Source organism: Ferdinandcohnia sp. GQ5, assembly GCF_059759275.1.
The window spans coordinates 103,749-123,272 of the sequence record NZ_JCAXEW010000010.1; the positions used below are offsets into that span (position 1 = coordinate 103,749).

Sequence of the window (19,524 nt, forward strand, 5' to 3'; positions counted from 1 at the left end):
TGATGGGGAAAAGTAAATAGGACTACACATGAATAGAGAGGGAATGTCATAGGCTGCAAGCATTCCTACATGATGACTTATTGAACGAACACCTCTTAGGTTTCTCTCTGAAAAAGCAATTTGCTCTACTAGGAGTTGAACGTTTCAGGCGTTAACTGATCGAGTGAAAATCTAAAGTCTCTAAAAGACCAAGAAGGTCGAGGTAGCAAGATTTCGGTAGACGGAGTGCACGTTTTTTGGTGTATGAGTATGTAGAAAACGCTGCTAACGAAGAGATTCGCCGATTATTTGGCATTAGGTTTTAACTAGGGTGGCACCACGGGAACTATAAGCTCTCGTCCCTACAAGAAATTGTAGGGATGGGAGCTTTTTTGTTTTGTTTGTTATCCCAGAAGTGTAAATACATATCTTTTCTTTGAGTAAGGAGGAGTAAATAAATGGTTAATATTCCTAGAGGAACGCAAGACATCCTTCCAGGTAATGTGGAAAAATGGCAATATATCGAGGAGATGGCCCGAGATCTATGCAAAAGATTTAATTATAAGGAAATACGGACGCCAATATTTGAACATACAGAACTTTTCTTACGAAGTGTAGGGGAGACCACCGACATCGTAACAAAAGAAATGTACACCTTTGAAGATCGTGGGGAACGAAGCCTAACCCTTCGACCTGAAGGTACAGCAGCTGTAGTTCGTTCATATGTAGAAAACAAAATGTTTGGTAACCCATCACAACCAACCAAGCTATACTACTGCGGCCCTATGTTCCGTTATGAACGACCGCAAGCAGGTCGGTTCCGTCAGTTTGTCCAATTTGGAGTTGAGGCATTAGGAAGCAACGATGCTAGTATCGATGCTGAAGTTATCGCACTCGCGATGGAAATCTACAAATCACTTGGATTGAAAAAACTAAAACTTGTCATTAACAGCCTTGGTGATAAATCTAGTAGAAGTGCACACCGCGATGCGCTAATCGCACATTTTTCACCTAGAATTGATGAGTTTTGCTCAGACTGTAATTCTAGACTTGAGAAAAATCCAATGCGTATCCTCGATTGTAAAAAGGACAGGGACCATGAATTAATGCACACGGCACCTTCGATTTTGGAATATTTAAATGCCGAATCAAGTGAATATTTCAATAAGGTAAAGTCTTACTTAACTGATTTAGAAATTGACTTCGAAGTTGATTCTGGACTTGTAAGAGGTTTAGATTACTATAACCATACTGCATTTGAGATTATGAGTGATGCAGAGGGCTTTGGAGCCATTACAACACTTTGTGGTGGTGGACGCTACAATGGTTTAGTTGAAAGTCTTGGTGGACCTGAAACTCCAGGTATCGGTTTTGCGTTAAGTATTGAAAGACTCTTAGCCGCTCTGAATGCAGAAGGTATTGAACTACCAGTTGAAGAAAGAGTGGATTGCTATGTAGCTGCTATCGGAGAGGCTGCATCAGCTAAATCTGTATTCCTCGTGAATGAACTTAGAAAAGCAGGATTGGTTGCAGAAAAGGACTATTTAAATAAAAAAGTAAAAGGCCAATTCAAAGCAGCTGACAGATTACAAGCCAAATTTGTTGCGATCTTGGGCGATGAAGAATTGGAAAGAAAAGTTATTAACGTGAAGAACATGGATTCAGGTCATCAAGAAGAAGTCCAACTTGAGCAATTGATATCATATATAGTTGAAAAAAGTCATTAGGAGTGGGAAACATGTCTGGAAGAACGTATTATTGTGGTGAAATAACCGAACAAGCAATTGGTGAAAAAGTAACACTAAAGGGCTGGGTTCAAAGACGCAGAGACCTAGGTGGACTTATTTTTATTGATCTAAGAGACAGAAGTGGAATTGTTCAAATCGTATTTAATCCTGAAGAATCTAAGGAAGCATTAGAAATTGCTGAAACGGTAAGAAATGAGTATGTACTAGGTGTAGAAGGTATTGTTGTAGCTCGTGATGAAGCAACAATAAACAACAATATCCCGACTGGAAAAATCGAAATCAAGGTTTCTGATATAAATATCATAAATGAAGCAAAAACACCTCCATTTATGATTGAAGATCGTACAGAGGTTTCAGAAGATTTACGTTTGAAATATCGTTATTTAGATCTTCGTAGACCGGCTATGTTTGAAACATTCCAAATGCGTCACAATGTTACAAAATCCATTCGCGAGTATCTAGATGGCGAAGGCTTCTTAGACATTGAAACACCGATTTTAACAAAGAGTACACCAGAGGGCGCACGTGATTATCTTGTACCAAGCCGTGTCCACCCAGGTGAGTTTTACGCACTTCCACAATCACCACAAATATTTAAACAATTATTGATGGTGGGTGGATTTGATCGTTATTACCAGATTGCACGTTGTTTTAGAGATGAAGACTTACGTGCAGACAGACAGCCTGAATTTACACAAATCGATATTGAAACGTCCTTCATGAGTCAAGAGGACATCATTGCTATGACAGAACAAATGATGAAGAAATTAATGAAGGACGTAAAAGGTATGGATATCGAACTTCCATTGCCTCGATTAACGTATGCAGATGCAATGAACCGTTACGGCTCAGATAAACCTGATACGCGCTTTGAAATGGAATTAATTAATCTTTCTGAAGTTGTAAAAGATAGCGGATTTAAAGTGTTCAGCAATGCAGTAGCGACTGGTGGGCAGGTAAAAGCAATCAATGCAAAAGGTGCTGCAGATAAATATACTCGTAAAGACATTGACGGCCTTACTGAATATGTAAATCGTTACGGTGCAAAAGGACTTGCATGGTTAAAAGTTGAAGAAGATGAGTTAAAAGGGCCAATCGCAAAGTTTTTTGATGCAGATGAGCAAAAAGCATTAAGAACTGTATTAGAAGCTACAGCGGGAGACTTACTATTCTTTGTAGCAGATAAACCAAATGTAGTTGCAGATGCACTTGGAGCACTACGCTTAAAACTTGGAAAAGACCTTGATTTAATCGATGCATCTAAGTTTAATTTCCTTTGGGTAACGGACTGGCCACTTTTAGAATTTGATGAAGAAGATGGTCGTTATTATGCAGCTCACCATCCGTTTACAATGCCAGCGAGAGAGGATATTGAGTTACTTGAAAGCAAGCCATGGGAAGTCAAAGCACAGGCGTATGACCTTGTATTAAATGGGTATGAATTAGGTGGAGGTTCACTCCGTATTTTCGAACGCGATATCCAAGAAAAAATGTTCAACGTTTTAGGATTTACAGATGAGGAAGCAAGAGAACAGTTCGGATTCCTATTAGAAGCATTTGAATATGGTACTCCACCACATGGTGGTATTGCACTAGGTTTAGACCGACTAGTCATGCTTCTAGCAGGTAGAACTAACTTACGTGATACGATTGCTTTCCCTAAAACTGCAAGTGCAAGTGATCTTTTAACAGACGCTCCTGGTGAAGTTAGCAAAGCGCAATTAAATGACTTGTATTTGTCGTTAAATGTACGAAAATAGCGAACAAAACCCTTTTAGGTCAACTTGTAAAGACGAATTTCGTGTGTTAATATGTTGACAAGAAATAAAGTTCAAAAAGGTGGATGAAGAGGACCGAGAATTTCAAGGGCGCAGCTTTGAGTACCGGAGAATCAAGGCAACGTGGAAATTCGATGTGTCATATTCACCGCACTTTTTGAACATCCTTTAAAGTTAGAAGTCCTGATGTGTTTGTCGTATAACCTATTGTTTTGACCGAACAATAGATTATACGGGAGCCCGGAGTTTTCGCACTTGCGTAAATGCCTCATCTATACTTAAAAAGAGGACTTACAAAAGTCGAAACAGGGTGCCCACCTGCGGTGAGCGGGTTCAAAACTAAGGCATCGACTGCACGATTGGGACTTCTAAGGATACTTTATACAAGAACAAACCCTTGTTTACATTGTGTGAACAGGGGTTATTTATGTTTTTATATTTAAAACACATAAATTCACATAGAAATACTTGAAATGTGTCGAAAGTATGTTATATTCTAGTTCTGGTAAAAATAAAAATCACATTGAATTTGATACCCAATGGAGTTGAAGATATGTTACACCAATTTTCACGAAATGAACTAGCAGTAGGTAAGCGCGGGGTAGATATCCTTAAAAACAGTACAGTAGCTGTTCTTGGAGTGGGTGGCGTTGGTTCTTTCTCAGTAGAGGCGCTCGCACGCTCTGGTGTTGGACGATTAATCCTCGTAGATAAGGACAATGTGGATATCACAAATATTAACCGTCAGTTACCTGCTTTACTTTCTACTATTGGTCAATCAAAAGTAGACGTAATGAAGGAGCGTATCGCAGATATTAATCCTGACTGTGAAGTAATCGCTCTTAAAATGTTTTATACAGAAGAAACTTACGAAGAATTTTTTAGCTATGATCTAGACTTTGTTGTTGATGCATCAGATACGATTATGTATAAAATTCATCTTATGAAGGAATGTTTACAACGAAATATTCCAATCATCTCAAGTATGGGTGCTGCAAATAAGATGGATCCAACCCGTTTTATGATTGCAGATATTTCAAAAACTCATACGGATCCAATTGCAAAGGTAATCCGTACCAAATTAAGAAAAGAAGGAATCCGTAAAGGTATTCCGGTTGTGTTCTCAGATGAAAGCCCAATCGTTATTCGGGAAGATGTTCGTAAGGAAATCACTGATGAGAATGCTAAAATTCGTAAAGCAAAAATGCCACCATCCTCTAATGCGTTTGTTCCATCCGCTTGTGGACTAATAATGGCTAGCTATGTTGTTCGGGAATTGCTGAAGGACATCAAAATAACTAGAGTTAAGGACTCATAAAAAAAACGTGGCCATGATAGCCACGTTTTTCCTATTTTGCTAATTGCTCAAGATTCCCGTTTTTATCCATTCGGAATGTCGGGGAGTTACGATCCTCTGTATCTTCAAACATTACTAAGCGTCTTGCACGGTCCATAATTTGTACAAGTGCTTGGTAGTCTTCTTGAATGATAGTCTGTTGGTCAGATAACTTTTCAAGTCTCTTCTCAAGCTCTTTAGTTTGTTGCTTTAATGATTCGTTTTCACGATGCAACCGATTATTTTCCATTTCTAACTGATTCGAAAGAAAATCATTATGACGTAATGAAGATAAGAATGAAATACAATCTTCAAGCGTAATTGAATTATTGATTGGACTACTGAATGATTTAGATGAAGGGATTAGTTCCGCAGAAACCTCCTCGATATAAACAGGTGCAGGTGTTTCTTCTACAAATGCCTCCTGACTGACTGGTTTTTCTTGAGATGTTCCTTTATCCTTGTTCATTCTTTCTAATGCTCGTTTTCTTTCTTTACGCTGCTTTTTTGCAATAGCAATTGCTTGCTCATAATTATTTCGGACTTCCGCATTCCATCTAAACCCACATGCCGCTGATGTACGGTTTAATTTATCGCCTACTTCGTCAAAAGCAGCTAATTGAGTTCCACCTTCACGTATGTAGCGTAAAACAGTTTCAGCTAATAATAAATCATCTTCATGTGACCATGCGTCTTGTCTTACTTTCATATAACCAACTCCCTTTAGATGATGTTCAAAAAGTCGGCAGAAAATGCCGCGATACAAGAGGATCTTCGACTAAATACCGACACGTCCTGTGTCGAACGTCGAAGTCACCACATCCTGTGGAAGTCGTTGGCTAGCTTTTTCGTTCCTCACGTATTAACTGCATACGTTCCGGTACTCAAAGCTGCGCCGCCTTGAACTACTCGGTCCTTTTCAACCTCTTTTTTGAACACTTTAATTGATTTAAAATAATAGATTTTTTCTTTATATCTAGCATGACCACGTTCTATTTGTTTTATACATTAATAGTTTTATCAAAAAGAAAATACTACATAAGGAGTACAGGGACTGCATTTGCAATGTAAAAGTATTGTTAATTTCTCTCATAACCTAAAAAAATGGGAACTTTTTCATCTATAATACGTAAGTAGTATTGTCGCATAATCCGGTAAACGGCGAACGAGATTCTACACAAATGAATCTCACAAACTGATAGGGGGAAAAAATGTGCAACCAGTTTTACAATTAAAAAATGTAAAAAAGACAATTGGTAAAAAAGAAATCATTAAGGGAATTTCCTTTGATGTATATCCAGGTGAAGTTTTCGGCTTTTTAGGGCCAAACGGCGCTGGTAAAACGACTACGATTCGAATGCTTGTAGGGCTAATGTCCATCACTGATGGTGAAGTCATGATAAAAGGAACAAATGTTGCCAAGAATTTTGAACAAGCTGTAAGACATATTGGCGGCATTGTTGAAAACCCGGAAATGTATAAGTTTTTAACGGGATATCAAAATCTTGTTCACTATGCAAGGATGGTAAACGGTGTATCAAAAGAAAGAATCCTTGAGGTAACAAAGCTTGTTGGTCTTGAAAAGAGAATCAATGAGAAGGTTAAAACCTATTCATTGGGGATGCGACAGCGCTTAGGTATTGCTCAAGCATTATTACACAGTCCTTCGATTTTGATTCTAGACGAACCAACAAATGGATTAGATCCTGCTGGAATTCGTGAAGTTCGCGATTATATTCGAAAGCTTGCTAGGGAAGAAGGCTTAGCTGTAATTGTTTCCAGTCACTTGCTCTCTGAAATGGAAATGATGTGTGATCGGATTGGAATTATACAAGATGGTAGATTAGTGGGTGTACAAAAAGTCACTGATTTTATGAATGAAGAAACAAGCATTAGAGTCCATTTCCAAGTGGGTAATGTAGAAAAAACTCTATCAATACTATCAGCTGAATACCCTGCACTTGAAGTAAAACAAACCGAAAAAGGAATTGAACTTAACATTGAACATGGGATGATCCCGCAAATAAATGCTAGTCTTGTAAAAAATGAGATTCAGGTGTTTGGAATCACACAGCTTTCCAAATCACTAGAAGACCGATTCTTAGAAGTAACAGGAGGTAGCAGAATTGGCTAATATCGTGAAACTGATACAAAATGAAAATATGAAAATTTACCGTCGAATTTCCACTTGGATTATGCTTGTAATATTGATAGCAGTAGCTGTAGTTGTAGGAATTGTAATGAATATCACTGCTTCAGACTCTGTTGATGAACAATGGAAACAAAACTTACAACAACAGAATGAAATGTATAAGACAGATTTAGCGAGCGAAGACTTACCTGACATGGTAAAGGATATATCAAAAAAAGAATTAGCGATTAATGAATATCGAATCGAGCATGATATTGCTCCGGTGGAATCTAGATCTACCTGGAATTTTATGACGATTGCTGCAGAAATTGTTTCATTGATTACATTGTTTACAATAGTTGTTGGTGCGAGTAGTGTTGCCTCTGAATTTACTTGGGGAACCATTAAATTATTATTAATACGACCAGTATCAAGAGCGAAGATTCTTCTGTCAAAATATTTAGCTACCATTTTGTTTGCGTTATTTTCTTTAGTTTTACTATTTGTAGTTTCATTTTTAGTAGGTAGTATATTCTTTGGTATAGAAGGCTCTACACCTCACCTTGTTTATAGAGATGGCGCCGTACATGAGGTTCATATGGTTTCACATATTCTCGGGGTCTTCGGATTAAAATCAATTAATTTAATCATGATGTCAACATTTGCATTTATGATTTCTACTATTTTTAGAAATAGTGGTCTAGCAATTGGTTTAGCAATCTTCTTAATGTTTGTAGGAGTGAATGTTACAGCCCTTTTGGCCACAAAGTTTGAGTGGGCAAAATACATTCTATTTGCGAATACAGATTTATCTCAATATTTAACTGGATATGTTCTAGTTGAAGGAATGACGATGACATTTTCAGTTATTATGTTAATTATTTATTTTGTCATTTTTAATACATTAACGTGGTTTGTCTTTACGAAACGTGATGTTGCTGCTTAATAAATAAGGGGGAAGAAATAGTTTAGTCTATTTCTCCCCCTCTTTTTGTAATTGTTCAAGTCGATCATATACTTTTGCAAAATATTTTTCTTGTCCATTTTGTTTGGGTTTAAAGTATTTTCTGTTCTTTAGTAGTTCTGGTAAGTATTGCTGCTTAACCCATCCATTTGGATAGTCATGTGGATATTTATAGCCAATTCCATGACCTAATTCTTTTGCACCGCTGTAATGGGCATCTCGCAGGTGATCTGGAATTTCCCCGATATTTCCCTTTCGAATATCTTCAATTGCCTTATCCAGTGATTTATAAGCACTATTTGTTTTGGGTGATAGACACTGTTCAATCACAACATTTGCTAGTGGAATGCGTGCCTCGGGCAGCCCTAATCGTTCTACAGCCTGGCAAGCAGCAATTGTATGAGCCCCAACCTCAGGTGCAGCGATTGAAATATCTTCATAGGCAATTACCGTTAGACGTCTGCAAATTGAAACTAAATCTCCACCTTCAATTAGTCTTGCTAAATAATGTAACGCCGCATTTACATCACTACCACGGATACTTTTTTGAAGACAGGAGAGAAGTGAATAATGAAGATCCCCATCTTTGTCATGGGAAAAGCCCTTATTTTCAACACATTCCTTAACTAGCTCTATGTCAACTTCAACGACTTCACTGTCTCTCACTTTTGAGGCCATAACAACATCCTCTAACACATTCATAGCAGAACGTGCATCTCCTTTTGTCGACGATGAAATGAGATCTATTGCTTCTTCTGAAATTGAAATTTGTAAATCGCCAAGTCCACGTTCTGAATCCGCTAATGCACGCAATATTAATTCTTTTATATTTTCTTTTGTTAATGGACGAAGCTCTTTAATCTGTCCACATCTGCTCCGAATCGCAGGGTTTACATCATGGAACGGGTTTTCCGTTGTTGCCCCGATTAATGATATCAAACCTCTTTCAACATGTGGAAGCAAATAATCTTGTTGCGCTTTGTTAAAACGATGGACTTCATCAATGAAAAATATTAACTTCCCTTCCGCTTTTGCGGTTGAAACAGCATCCTCTATATCCTTTTTCCCAGCAGTTGTTGCATTAATTGAGATAAATGGCATATCAACCGTACCAGCAATCGCTGTTGCAATGGAAGTTTTTCCAATTCCAGGTTCACCGTAAAGTAAGATGGAAGGAACATGTCCATTCATAATCATTTTATATAAAGCTGTATCCTTACCAATAATATGCTTTTGTCCAAGAATTTCTTCAATATGCTTGGGGCGCATTCGGTACGATAAAGGTGCTTCGATAAGTGATTCAAAAAGCAAAACATTCATCCCCTTAGCCAACAAAATCCTAATAATTTTAATGTATGTACATCAACTTTATCATACGTTTCGACCCGATAAAATACAAATACAATGCAATTTATGATATAATGTCGTGAGTTTAGACGAAATCGAAATAGCAAATAGAGAAAAGTTATGCAACAGTGGGAGACATAAGAGATGGAGTGAGGAAATTGCGAGCACAGATTAGCTTTAGCCGCCACATTTTGAAGTGGTCTACTTTTTTTATCGGGATGTTAATTATGTCATTGGGGGTAGTCATGATAATCAAAGCAGAGCTTGGGGCATCACCCTGGGATGTTTTGCATATCGGACTATTTAAACAAATTGGTCTCACTATTGGTTCATGGTCGATCATTGTCGGCTTTTTTGTTTTGTTCCTATCCTCATTATTATTAAAGCGACTGCCTCAAATTGGTGCTTTTTTAAATATGATATCAGTAGGTATTTTCATTGATATGTTCATGATGGCTCCTTTCCTTGTAACACCAGAAAGTTTTATCGGGAAATTAATCATGCTGTTGATGGGATTACTTATTAACGGATATGGGATGGGAATCTATATATCAGCGAGTGTTGGTGCAGGTCCAAGAGACAGTCTGATGCTAGCACTAACCCAACTCACTAATTGGAAAGTGCAATATATACGTACAGGAATGGAAATTATTGTACTAACGATTGGTTGGTTGTTAGGAGGACCTGTTTTTATCGGAACTTTAATATATTGTGTAGGTATAGGCTATATCGCAGGTTTTGCATTGCCACAAACTCAACGAATGCATGATGTATTAAAACAGAAATTGGCGAAGACACGAGTAGTTGAAGTGAATCATTTTAGTAATTAGAGGTGAAAGTGAATGAAAATATCAACAAAAGGTAGATATGGTCTCACAATCATGATTGAACTTGCAAAAAATCATGGAAAAGGACCGCTCTCCCTAAAATCAATTGCAGCAAAACACGAACTTTCTGAACACTATCTTGAACAATTAATATCACCTTTACGTAATGCAGGATTGGTGAAAAGTATTCGTGGTGCCTATGGAGGCTATGTATTAGGGGATGAACCTACAAAAATTACAGCAGGAGATGTTATTCTCGTTCTTGAGGGACCAATTAGCCCTGTAGAAGTTCTAGAGGATGAAGAGCCAGCAAAACGGGAATTATGGATACGAATACGAGATGCTGTAAAAGAAGTACTAGACAGTACTACACTCGAAGACCTCGCAAGCCATAGCGATGGAAACGATGCATATATGTTTTACATTTAAGAAAAACATGTCATAATAACGTTACTTTTTTAAAAAAGGAGGGCTGATCAGATGCAGCATATTTATTTAGATCATGCAGCCACATCGCCCATGCACCCTGATGTTGTAAAGAGTATGCTTCCCTTTATGACAGAGGCATTTGGCAATCCGTCAAGCATTCATTTTTTCGGACGAAAAAGTCGTCATGCAGTTGATGAAGCAAGACAAACCATTGCCGATTCAATCAATGCAAAACCAAACGAGATTATCTTTACAAGCGGTGGAACTGAGGCAGATAATTTAGCCATTATTGGAACTGCTATGAAGATGCAAGGAAAAGGTAAACACATCATTACGTCTGCCATCGAACATCATGCCGTACTTCATACTTGTGAAAATCTGGAGAAACAAGGATTTACAGTTACGTATTTACCAGTTAATGAGGCTGGACTCGTTTCTGTCAAAGATGTTGAAGCGGCACTAACTCCGGAAACTATCCTTGTGACAATCATGTTTGGCAATAATGAGGTAGGAGCCATACAACCAATTAGGGAAATTGGAGAACTTCTTCAGGATCATCAGGCAGTTTTTCACACAGATGCCGTCCAAGCATATGGGCTGGTTGATATAGATGTCAATCATTATAAAATTGACTTGCTGTCCGTTTCAGCTCATAAAATAAATGGCCCTAAGGGAACCGGTTTTTTATTTATGAGAGAGGGAGTAAAGTTAGCTCCTCTTCTATTTGGAGGAGAACAAGAAAAGAAACGTCGTGCAGGAACAGAAAACGTAGCAGGGATTATTGGATTACAAACTGCTGCACAGTTGGCGAAGAAAACAATGAGAGAAAAAAAAGCTCTATACCAAGATTTCAAAGAGGCTTTTGTTTCAGTATTAAAAGAAAAAGATATCTCATTTGAAGTGAATGGTGACTTAGCGAAGTCTTTACCACATGTGTTAAATATCTATTTTCCTGGTACAAACGTCGAGTCTATGCTTGTTAACTTAGATTTAGAAGGAATTGCAGCTTCGAGTGGGTCAGCGTGTACAGCTGGATCGATTGATCCTTCTCATGTCCTGGTTGCGATGTTTGGAAAAGATTCGGACCGAATCGCTTCATCTATACGTTTTAGCTTTGGTATTGGAAATACAATTGAAGATATAAAAACTGCAGCATTAGAAACAGCAAAAATCGTTTCACGATTAACGAAATAGGAGGTGGAAATATGAAGGATCCTAAAGATACTCGAGTAGTAGTCGGGATGTCTGGTGGAGTAGACTCATCAGTTGCAGCCCTTTTACTAAAAGAGCAAGGCTATGATGTAATCGGGATATTTATGAAAAACTGGGATGATACCGATGAGAATGGGGTATGTACTGCCACTGAAGATTATGAAGACGTAATCCGAGTTTGTAACCAGATCGGCATTCCTTACTACGCGGTCAATTTCGAAAAGCAATATTGGGACAAAGTCTTTACCTACTTTTTGGACGAGTATAAAGCAGGTAGAACACCAAATCCAGATGTGATGTGTAATAAAGAAATTAAATTTAAAGCTTTTTTAGAGCATGCTTTAACACTGGGTGCTGATTATCTTGCGACTGGCCACTACGCTCGTGTTGAGTTCAGAGACGGAGAATACAAGATGCTTCGTGGGGTAGATGAGAATAAGGACCAAACTTATTTCTTAAATCAACTTACACAGGAACAACTTTCAAAGGTCATGTTTCCAATCGGGAATATAGAAAAGTCAAAGGTGCGGGAGCTTGCAAAAGAAGCAAACCTTGCGACTGCTACAAAAAAAGATAGTACCGGGATTTGCTTTATTGGAGAACGTAATTTTAAAGAATTCTTAAGCAATTATTTACCTGCTCAACCAGGCGACATGGTCACTTTTTCAGGTGAAGTAAAAGGTAAACATGATGGCTTAATGTATTATACGATTGGTCAACGTCATGGCCTTGGAATTGGTGGAAGCGGAGAACCGTGGTTTGCAATTGGAAAAGACCTTAAGAAAAATATTCTTTATGTTGACCAAGGTTTCCACAATGAGTTTCTATATTCAGATTCCATTTTAGCTACAAATGTTAGCTGGGTTTCGGATATGAAACCTGAAGAGGATGTAAAATGTACAGCTAAATTCCGTTATCGTCAACCGGATAATGCAGTAACGGTTAAAAAGGTGGACGACAATACAGTTAAAGTCATTTTTGATGAACCCATTCGTGCGGTAACACCAGGTCAAGCAGTCGTTTTCTATAATGGGGACGAATGCCTCGGTGGTGCAACAATTGATAAAGTCTTTAAAAATGAAGAACGTCTAACATATGTTGGATGAAGAAACCTCAACTCTATATTTAGGGTTGGGGTTTTCCTGTGTTATAATATGAGTGCAAAAAAAGTCGATTCTGGAGTTGAATATCATTGGATTTAAATAAACAAGGCATTGAATATATGCAAGAAGGTAAGTACGAAGAAGCAGCTAAATGCTTTACTCAGGCTATTGAAGAAAACCCGAAAGAGCCGGTTTATTATATTAACTTTGGCAATCTTTTAGCGGCTGTGGGTGACCCTGAAAGAGCGATTGCTTTTTTTAGAAAAGCACTTGAGCTTGACGAAGGAGCGGGAACGGCTTATTACGGAATTGGTAATCTTCTCTACAACCAAGAAGACTTCTTAAAAGCAAAGGATATGTTTGAAAAAGCTCTAAAAGCAGGCTTGGAAAATAGTGATACATATTTTATGTTAGGGATGACATTGATTCAGCTTGGCCAGCCAAAATTAGCACTGCCATATATGAAACGTGCAGTTGAATTAAACGAAAATGATGTGGATGCATTATTTCAGTATGGCCTCTGCCTAGCAGGTGAAGCAGTAATTGACGAAGCAATCAAATCGTTCCATTCTGTAATTGAATTAGAACCTAATCACTCAGATGCCTATTACAATCTAGGTGTAGCCTATGCAGGTTTTAAGAATGATTATGAAAAAGCACTCGACATGTTTGAAAAAGCATTAGAAATTCAACCTGACCATATGCTTGCAGCAAACGGGAAAAAGATTGTAAGTGAAGCATTAAGTGAATAAATGAGGGGAGGGGATACTTAATGGAACAACAGGAATCTTTAGATTTATTTGATGAACAACGAAAATTTATGAAGGGTACTCATTTAGTAACAATCTTTCATAATGAGCAAAATTTGTATTCTGTCGTTCGGATTAGGCTTCAAGAAACAAATGAAGACTATAATGAAAAAGAAGCAGTTGTAACAGGGTATTTCCCTCGAATTCATGAAAATGAAACATACATCTTTTTTGGTCGCTTAAAGGAGCATCCGCGGTTTGGCATCCAATTCCATGTTGAACAATTCCAAAAAGAAATTCCACATACTAAACAAGGAATCGTCCAATACCTCTCAAGTGATCTTTTTAAAGGAATTGGGAAGAAGACAGCAGAAAAAATTGTAGAGACACTTGGTGAAGGAGCCATTTCAAAGATCATCGCAAACCCAGACGTCTTGCAGGAGGTTGATAAACTTTCAGCAGACAAGGCCAAAGAAATTTATGACACACTACAAGAACACCAAGGTCTTGAACAGATTATGATTGGTCTCTCTCAATATGGATTTGGTCCTCAGCTTTCCATGAGGATTTATCAAGTCTATAAAGAGCAAACACTTGAAATTCTTCAACATAGCCCGTATAAGTTAGTCGAAGATATTGAAGGTATTGGTTTCGGTAGAGCAGACGAATTGGGACGCCAACTTGGGATTTCTGGAAATCACCCAGACCGAATCAAAGCTGGATGCTTATACATACTTGAACAAGATTCATTACAAGATGGACACGTCTACCTTTCTGCAGAGGATTTAATCATTCGTGTTCAGCAATTATTAGAACAAAGTAGCCGTGAAGAAATCGTTGCAACCGATATTTCTAAGGAAATAATAAGTTTAACAGAAGAAAGTAAGCTTGTTATTGAAGAGGACAGGGTCTACTTACCTACCCTATATTTTTCTGAAAAAGGATTAATTACAAATATTAAACGGGTCATGGAACAAACTGAATACGAAAATCTTTTTCCAGAGTCTGAATTTTTGCTAGCACTTGGTGCACTTGAGGAAAGGATCAAAGTCCAATATGCGCCTTCGCAAAAAGATGCAATCCAAAAAGCACTTATGTCTCCAATGCTCCTCTTAACAGGTGGTCCAGGTACGGGGAAAACAACCGTTATTAAGGGGATCGTTGAATTATACGGAGAACTGCACGGTTGCTCCTTAGACCCAAAAGATTATAATTCCGAAAATCCTTTCCCAGTTTTATTAGTGGCTCCAACAGGTCGTGCGGCAAAACGGATGAGCGAATCAACAGGTCTTCCTGCCGTTACCATCCATCGACTCCTTGGATGGAATGGAGTCGAGGGTTTTAGTCATGATGAAGATAATCCGATAAATGGCAAGCTGCTGATAGTGGATGAAGTTTCGATGGTCGATATTTGGATTGCACATCAGTTGTTTAAATCACTACCGGAGCATGTCCAAGTTGTGCTAGTAGGGGATGAAGACCAGTTGCCTTCTGTCGGTCCTGGTCAGGTATTAAAGGATTTATTGGCATCTGAAGTAGTACCAACCGTTCGTCTAACTGATATTTATCGACAATCAGAAGGTTCGTCAATTATTGAATTGGCTCATGATATTAAAAAAGGGACCCTACCACCTGATATTTCCTCACCTAAAAAGGACCGCTCTTTCTTAAAGTGCTACCAGAACCAGGTACTTGAAGTGGTTAAGCAAGTTTCGGATAATGCAAAAAAGAAGGGCTTTTCCGTTAAGGATATTCAAGTTTTGGCACCAATGTATCGCGGTCCTGCAGGGATTGACAGTTTAAATGTTATGCTGCAAGAGCTCTTTAACCCGCCCATACATGGTAAGCGGGAATTAAAATATGGAGATATCGTTTATCGGCGTGGTGACAAGGTGCTTCAACTCGTCAATCAGCCTGAAAATAATGTGTTTAATGGCGATATTGGTGAAATCGAGTCGATCTTTTATGCAAAAGAAAACACAGAAAAACAGGATATGGTTGTTATAAATTTTGAAGGCAATGAAGTCACATATACAAAACAGGACTTAAACCAAATCACACACGCATATTGTTGTTCCATTCATAAATCACAGGGTAGTGAATTCCCGATTGTCATTTTACCGATTGTTAAAGGTTATTATCGCATGCTACGACGTAATTTAATTTACACAGCCATAACGAGAGCCAAAAACTTCCTCATCCTATGTGGCGAAGAAGACGCATTAAGACAAGGGGTTCAACGTGCAAACGATACAAACCGTCAAACAACCTTGTGCGAAAAGTTAAAAACTACCTTTGGTGCAATGGAGGAAGCTCCTATTCCTGTTGAAATACCTGAAGAGGCAAAGTCATATCAAGAGGTTATTTTCCAAACCGACCCAAATATTGGCATGGAAGGAATTACTCCATACGATTATATGGAAGTTGAATAAAAGCTGGGGATACCAGCTTTTTTCTTTTGGAAACTCTTGTACAGTATGACACCTTATCTGAAAGTGAATGATAAGTAATGTTCGGAGAGGTGGCGATTATCTTTGCGGACGTTCTCACTACTCAAGGATTTACCGGTCTATGATGAAAAGTCTGCCGAAGAGCTCGGCCGAGTTTCAGATCTTTGTATCACATCGGATGGCAAGGTGAATGCCCTGATCTTGAAAGGGAAAGGACTTTTTGAACGAGATCGAGTAGTCCCTATCGAAAGTATCTCCTCCATTGGAGATGATGGTGTCATGGTTTCGGACAGGTCGCTTTTGGAGCTACTTGACAATGAAGCCGATACACCCACATATTTTTTACACACCCATCATGGATTATTCCGAAAGCCGCTTTTATCCTCTGAAGGTCAAAAATTAGGCTTACTTGAAGATGTATATTTTACAGAAGAAGTGGGCACTATTATAGGGTATGAAGTAACGGATGGCTTTTTTGCTGATATAACAGAAGGAAAAAAGGTAATCAAAACCAACGAGCCTTTAAAAATCGGTGAAGATGTCATCGTCGTATCTATAAATTAGGAATTCCATGATGTGAGGTGTACCCTGTGAAGTGCCCAAACTGTAAAAGTAAAGATATCGGTAAAATTGGTGTCAACCAATATTACTGCTGGGGATGTTTTATCGAACTATCTGTTAACAAAGGACAAATATTCACACATCAGGTAGAGGAAGATGGCACACTCAGTTCGTTGGATGATCTGTTTGCTGAGGACGACAGAAGGATCAGTATGTAATCCTAAACAAGGAGTGAAGAGGATATGAACAAAACAATGACTTCTCTAATCACTATAGGTCTAGGTGCTGCGGCATACGGAATTATGCAAAGAACAGATGTAATGTCTGCCCGCAACATGAAAAAAATGCGCAAACGCATTACGAAAATGTTTTAAATGAAAACCCCACGGATGTGGGGTTTTTTGGTATTGGTTTGGAAATCTAGAGAAAGAGGCTCGCAACTGGAAAAAAATTAGGAGTTGGCGAACCAGCAAAGTGTAGAAAGAGGCCCGCAACTGGATAAAATCAGGAGTTGGCGAACCAGCAAAGTGTAGAAAGAGGCCTGCAACTGGATAAAACTAGGAGTTATCGAACCAGTAAAGAAGAGAAAGAGGCTCGCACCTGGATAAAATTAGGAGTTAGCAAACCAGCAAAGTGTAGAAAGAGGCCCGTGACTGGATAAAACTAGGAGCTACCGAACCAGTAAAGTGTCCAAAGAGGTTCGCAACTGGATAAAACTAGGAGCTACCGAACCAGTAAAGTGTCCAAAGAGGTTCGCAACTGGATAAAACTAGGAGCTGCCGAACCAGTAAAGTGTCTAAAGAGGTTCGTAACTGGATAAAACTAGGAGCTACCGAACCAGTAAAGTGTCCAAAGAGGTTCGCAACTGGATAAAATTAGGAGTTGGCGAACCAGCAAAGTGTAGAAAGAGGCCCGCACCTGGATAAAATTAGGAGTTTGCGAACCAGCAAAGTGTAGAAAGAGGCTCTCAATTGGATAAAATTAGGAATTGGCGAACCAGCAAAGTATAGAAAGAGCTCCGCACCTGGATAAAATTAGGAGTTAGCAAACCAGCAAAGTGTAGAAAGAGGCTCTCAATTGGATAAAATTAGGAATTGGCGAACCAGCAAAGTATAGAAAGAGCTCCGCAACTGGATAAAATTAGGAGTTCGCGAACCAGCAAAGTGTAGAAAGAGGTCCGCAATTGGATAAAATTAGGAGTTGGCGAACCAGCAAAGTGTAGAAAGAGGCCCGCAACTGGATAAAATTAGGAGTTAGCGAACCAGCAAAGAAGAGAAAGAGGCTCGCAACTGGATAAAATTAGGAGTTAGCGAACCAGCAAAGTGTAGAAAGAGGCCCGCAACTGGATAAAATTAGGAGTTAGCGAACCAGCAAAGAAGAGAAAGAGGCTCGCAACTGGATAAAACTAGGAGTTATCGAACCAGTAAAGAAGAGAAAGAGGCTCGCAACTGGATAAAATTAGGAGTTAGCAAACCAGCAAAGTGTAGAAAGAGGCCCGTGACTGGATAAAATTAGGAGTTAGCGAACCAGCAAAGAAGAGAAAGAGGCTCGCACCTGGATAAAATTAGGAGTTAGCGAACCTGCAAAGTGTAGAAAGAGGCCCGCAACTGGACAAATTAGGAGTTAGAGAACCAGCAAAGTCGAGAAAGAGGCTCTCAATTGGATAAAATTAGGAATCGGTGAACCAGCAAAGTATAGAAAGAGTCCCGCACCTGGATAAAATTAGGAGTTAGCGAACCAGCAAAGAAGAGAAAGAGGCTCGCAACTGGATAAAACTAGGAGTTATCGAACCAGCAAAGTAGAGAAAGAGGTTCACCCCTGGATAAAACTATGATTTGCCATACCAGCTATAAGGTTTAATAAACCATCCCAATAAATACCCCCCAAAAACTGTCTCGGACCACTTTTACTTCCTTTTATCTACATAATATGAGCCTCTGCCAAATGATATCAAATCGAAATTTTTGGATAGGATTCTTTGTATTGTTTTTTTTGATCTTATAACCTTACACCAATTATAAATAACATCCACAGTTATACGTTTTTCAGGAAAAAGGAACCTAAACTCCTCTACACTCCTTAGCACGGCTAATTCTTTGTCCTCTACAAAGCCACATTTTTTACAAAACAAAGTTTGCCCTTTTGTATCTTCATATCCCAAGCACCCACACTTACAAACAATCCCCTTTTCCAACTCCTCATATGTATAATCAGGCAGGCGCGAATAGGGATTTTTCGTTATATGCAAAGAAGCCAATTTATGTGCTAAGTCAATATGACCATCGGAAACCCGAGATGCCGCACCCGCATCTAGTTTTTTAATAAATCGACCAAGTTGCGCATGGAATACATAAGGGTCATTCACCGGTGCCTCATATAAATAAAACTCTGGGTTGATGAATATGACATGAGATTCAACGGGGACATTAAACTTCAATTCTTGGAGGAGTTGCCGAAATAAGGATTCACTACGGGAGATTTGAATGAGTGGGTTTTTGATTTCTTTTCCATTAATAATGTGCAAGCGTCCATCTTTGATGTAATAGTCTCCTTCGTAGTTCTTTACTTCAAAGATGAATATTTTCTTTTGCGTGATAAGCAGGGAATCAATTTGGAAGAGGGTGTTGTTCACCTTCAGGAGAAGGTCGTTTAATATGAGGCATTCATTTGTGAGGCCTAAAAGCAATTGGTCAAACTGTTTTTCACCTGCCCAGCCTTTTTCGAGGGATACATAGTTGTTTTCGTCTTCTTCCTCTAATTTTTTGTGGACTCGTAAAGAGCGAAGTAACTCTAGTTCAATGTTTTCACCACGTGGTTTAATAACTATAACCAATTTACCACATCCTTTCAGCTATATTTTACAAAATAATCTTTCTTTTTACAATATTATAGGTTACGAGCACGACCCGT

At 38.6% G+C, this 19,524-nt stretch carries 17 protein-coding genes, 1 other RNA gene and 1 other annotated feature (1 of these 19 cut by a window edge); of the genes, 15 read left to right on the plus strand and 3 right to left on the minus strand.

The window, feature by feature from the left end; translation table 11 throughout:
- Positions 1–346 (plus strand) — a binding site (T-box leader); it begins 10 nt to the left of the window's first position.
- Positions 347–437: 91 nt separating this feature from the next.
- The 4 genes from hisS (at position 438) to AC6CHV_RS13760 (ending at position 4,823) form a co-directional block, all read left to right on the plus strand.
- The gene (hisS, locus tag AC6CHV_RS13745; protein ID WP_341330765.1) at positions 438–1,706 is read left to right on the plus strand and encodes a histidine--tRNA ligase; all 1,269 of its coding nucleotides are present in this window, start codon (positions 438–440) and stop codon (positions 1,704–1,706) included.
- 11 nt (positions 1,707–1,717) lie between these two features.
- The gene (aspS, locus tag AC6CHV_RS13750; RefSeq protein ID WP_440272229.1) at positions 1,718–3,487 is read left to right on the plus strand and encodes an aspartate--tRNA ligase; all 1,770 of its coding nucleotides are present in this window, start codon (positions 1,718–1,720) and stop codon (positions 3,485–3,487) included.
- A 195-nt stretch (positions 3,488–3,682) separates the two neighbouring features.
- Positions 3,683–3,875, plus strand: a non-coding RNA gene (ssrS, locus tag AC6CHV_RS13755) — 6S RNA.
- Positions 3,876–4,058: 183 nt separating this feature from the next.
- Positions 4,059–4,823, plus strand: coding sequence for a tRNA threonylcarbamoyladenosine dehydratase (locus tag AC6CHV_RS13760; protein WP_341330767.1), 765 nt, complete (start codon positions 4,059–4,061; stop codon positions 4,821–4,823).
- A 31-nt stretch (positions 4,824–4,854) separates the two neighbouring features.
- On the opposite strand, the gene AC6CHV_RS13765 is transcribed toward AC6CHV_RS13760, so the two are convergent.
- Entirely contained in the window at positions 4,855–5,550 is a 696-nt protein-coding gene (locus AC6CHV_RS13765) for an RsfA family transcriptional regulator (protein WP_498079059.1), read from the minus strand.
- Positions 5,551–6,054: 504 nt separating this feature from the next.
- Between AC6CHV_RS13765 and AC6CHV_RS13770 the strand changes: the two genes are divergently transcribed.
- Together AC6CHV_RS13770 and AC6CHV_RS13775 are read left to right on the plus strand one after the other, a co-directional pair.
- Positions 6,055–6,975, plus strand: a complete 921-nt coding sequence (locus tag AC6CHV_RS13770) for an ABC transporter ATP-binding protein (RefSeq protein ID WP_341330769.1) — start codon at positions 6,055–6,057, stop codon at positions 6,973–6,975.
- Positions 6,968–7,918, plus strand: coding sequence for an ABC transporter permease (locus AC6CHV_RS13775; protein WP_341330770.1), 951 nt, complete (start codon positions 6,968–6,970; stop codon positions 7,916–7,918). Before AC6CHV_RS13770 ends, AC6CHV_RS13775 begins: the two co-directional genes overlap by 8 nt.
- Positions 7,919–7,945: 27 nt before the next feature.
- On the opposite strand, the gene AC6CHV_RS13780 is transcribed toward AC6CHV_RS13775, so the two are convergent.
- Positions 7,946–9,247, minus strand: a complete 1,302-nt coding sequence (locus AC6CHV_RS13780) for a replication-associated recombination protein A (protein ID WP_440272226.1) — start codon at positions 9,245–9,247, stop codon at positions 7,946–7,948.
- A gap of 194 nt (positions 9,248–9,441) precedes the next feature.
- On the opposite strand from AC6CHV_RS13780, the gene AC6CHV_RS13785 reads away from it, so the two are divergent.
- The 9 genes from AC6CHV_RS13785 to AC6CHV_RS13825 all read left to right on the plus strand — a co-directional run bounded on the left by AC6CHV_RS13785 (position 9,442) and on the right by AC6CHV_RS13825 (position 16,988).
- Complete coding sequence (locus tag AC6CHV_RS13785) at positions 9,442–10,113, plus strand: DUF6198 family protein (protein ID WP_494776416.1); 672 nt, start codon at positions 9,442–9,444, stop codon at positions 10,111–10,113.
- 12 nt (positions 10,114–10,125) lie between these two features.
- Complete coding sequence (cymR, locus tag AC6CHV_RS13790; RefSeq protein WP_099352159.1) at positions 10,126–10,539, plus strand: cysteine metabolism transcriptional regulator CymR; 414 nt, start codon at positions 10,126–10,128, stop codon at positions 10,537–10,539.
- Positions 10,540–10,590: 51 nt separating this feature from the next.
- A complete protein-coding gene (locus AC6CHV_RS13795; protein ID WP_341330772.1) occupies positions 10,591–11,733 on the plus strand; it encodes a cysteine desulfurase family protein in 1,143 nt (380 codons plus the stop codon).
- An 11-nt stretch (positions 11,734–11,744) separates the two neighbouring features.
- Positions 11,745–12,857 carry a tRNA 2-thiouridine(34) synthase MnmA gene (gene mnmA / locus AC6CHV_RS13800; RefSeq protein WP_341330773.1) on the plus strand — a complete coding sequence of 371 codons (1,113 nt, stop codon included), beginning with the start codon at positions 11,745–11,747 and terminating at the stop codon, positions 12,855–12,857.
- Between the two features lie 86 nt (positions 12,858–12,943).
- Positions 12,944–13,606, plus strand: coding sequence for a tetratricopeptide repeat protein (locus AC6CHV_RS13805; RefSeq protein WP_498079060.1), 663 nt, complete (start codon positions 12,944–12,946; stop codon positions 13,604–13,606).
- 20 nt (positions 13,607–13,626) lie between these two features.
- A complete protein-coding gene (recD2, locus tag AC6CHV_RS13810; protein ID WP_498079061.1) occupies positions 13,627–16,035 on the plus strand; it encodes an SF1B family DNA helicase RecD2 in 2,409 nt (802 codons plus the stop codon).
- 102 nt (positions 16,036–16,137) lie between these two features.
- Positions 16,138–16,617, plus strand: coding sequence for a PRC-barrel domain-containing protein (locus AC6CHV_RS13815; RefSeq protein ID WP_121447301.1), 480 nt, complete (start codon positions 16,138–16,140; stop codon positions 16,615–16,617).
- Between the two features lie 26 nt (positions 16,618–16,643).
- Positions 16,644–16,832: a YrzR-like zinc ribbon domain gene (locus AC6CHV_RS13820; RefSeq protein WP_010678234.1), complete on the plus strand. Its 189-nt coding sequence runs from the start codon at positions 16,644–16,646 to the stop codon at positions 16,830–16,832.
- A 24-nt stretch (positions 16,833–16,856) separates the two neighbouring features.
- Positions 16,857–16,988 carry a DUF3918 family protein gene (locus AC6CHV_RS13825; RefSeq protein WP_121447300.1) on the plus strand — a complete coding sequence of 44 codons (132 nt, stop codon included), beginning with the start codon at positions 16,857–16,859 and terminating at the stop codon, positions 16,986–16,988.
- Positions 16,989–18,520: 1,532 nt separating this feature from the next.
- Here AC6CHV_RS13825 and AC6CHV_RS13830 read toward each other — a convergent pair.
- A complete protein-coding gene (locus tag AC6CHV_RS13830) occupies positions 18,521–19,447 on the minus strand; it encodes an NERD domain-containing protein (protein WP_498079062.1) in 927 nt (308 codons plus the stop codon).
- Between the last annotated feature and the right edge of the window lie 77 nt (positions 19,448–19,524).

What these genes read in the sequence shown, in the direction of transcription:
- AC6CHV_RS13825 (WP_121447300.1), top strand. Translation starts at nt 16,857, where the DNA reads ATGAACAAAACAATGACTTCTCTAATCACTATAGGTCTAGGTGCTGCG.
- AC6CHV_RS13760 (WP_341330767.1), top strand. Translation starts at nt 4,059, where the DNA reads ATGTTACACCAATTTTCACGAAATGAACTAGCAGTAGGTAAGCGCGGG.
- cymR (WP_099352159.1), top strand. Translation starts at nt 10,126, where the DNA reads ATGAAAATATCAACAAAAGGTAGATATGGTCTCACAATCATGATTGAA.
- AC6CHV_RS13765 (WP_498079059.1), bottom strand. Translation starts at nt 5,550, where the DNA reads ATGAAAGTAAGACAAGACGCATGGTCACATGAAGATGATTTATTATTA.
- AC6CHV_RS13795 (WP_341330772.1), top strand. Translation starts at nt 10,591, where the DNA reads ATGCAGCATATTTATTTAGATCATGCAGCCACATCGCCCATGCACCCT.
- recD2 (WP_498079061.1), top strand. Translation starts at nt 13,627, where the DNA reads ATGGAACAACAGGAATCTTTAGATTTATTTGATGAACAACGAAAATTT.
- hisS (WP_341330765.1), top strand. Translation starts at nt 438, where the DNA reads ATGGTTAATATTCCTAGAGGAACGCAAGACATCCTTCCAGGTAATGTG.
- aspS (WP_440272229.1), top strand. Translation starts at nt 1,718, where the DNA reads ATGTCTGGAAGAACGTATTATTGTGGTGAAATAACCGAACAAGCAATT.
- mnmA (WP_341330773.1), top strand. Translation starts at nt 11,745, where the DNA reads ATGAAGGATCCTAAAGATACTCGAGTAGTAGTCGGGATGTCTGGTGGA.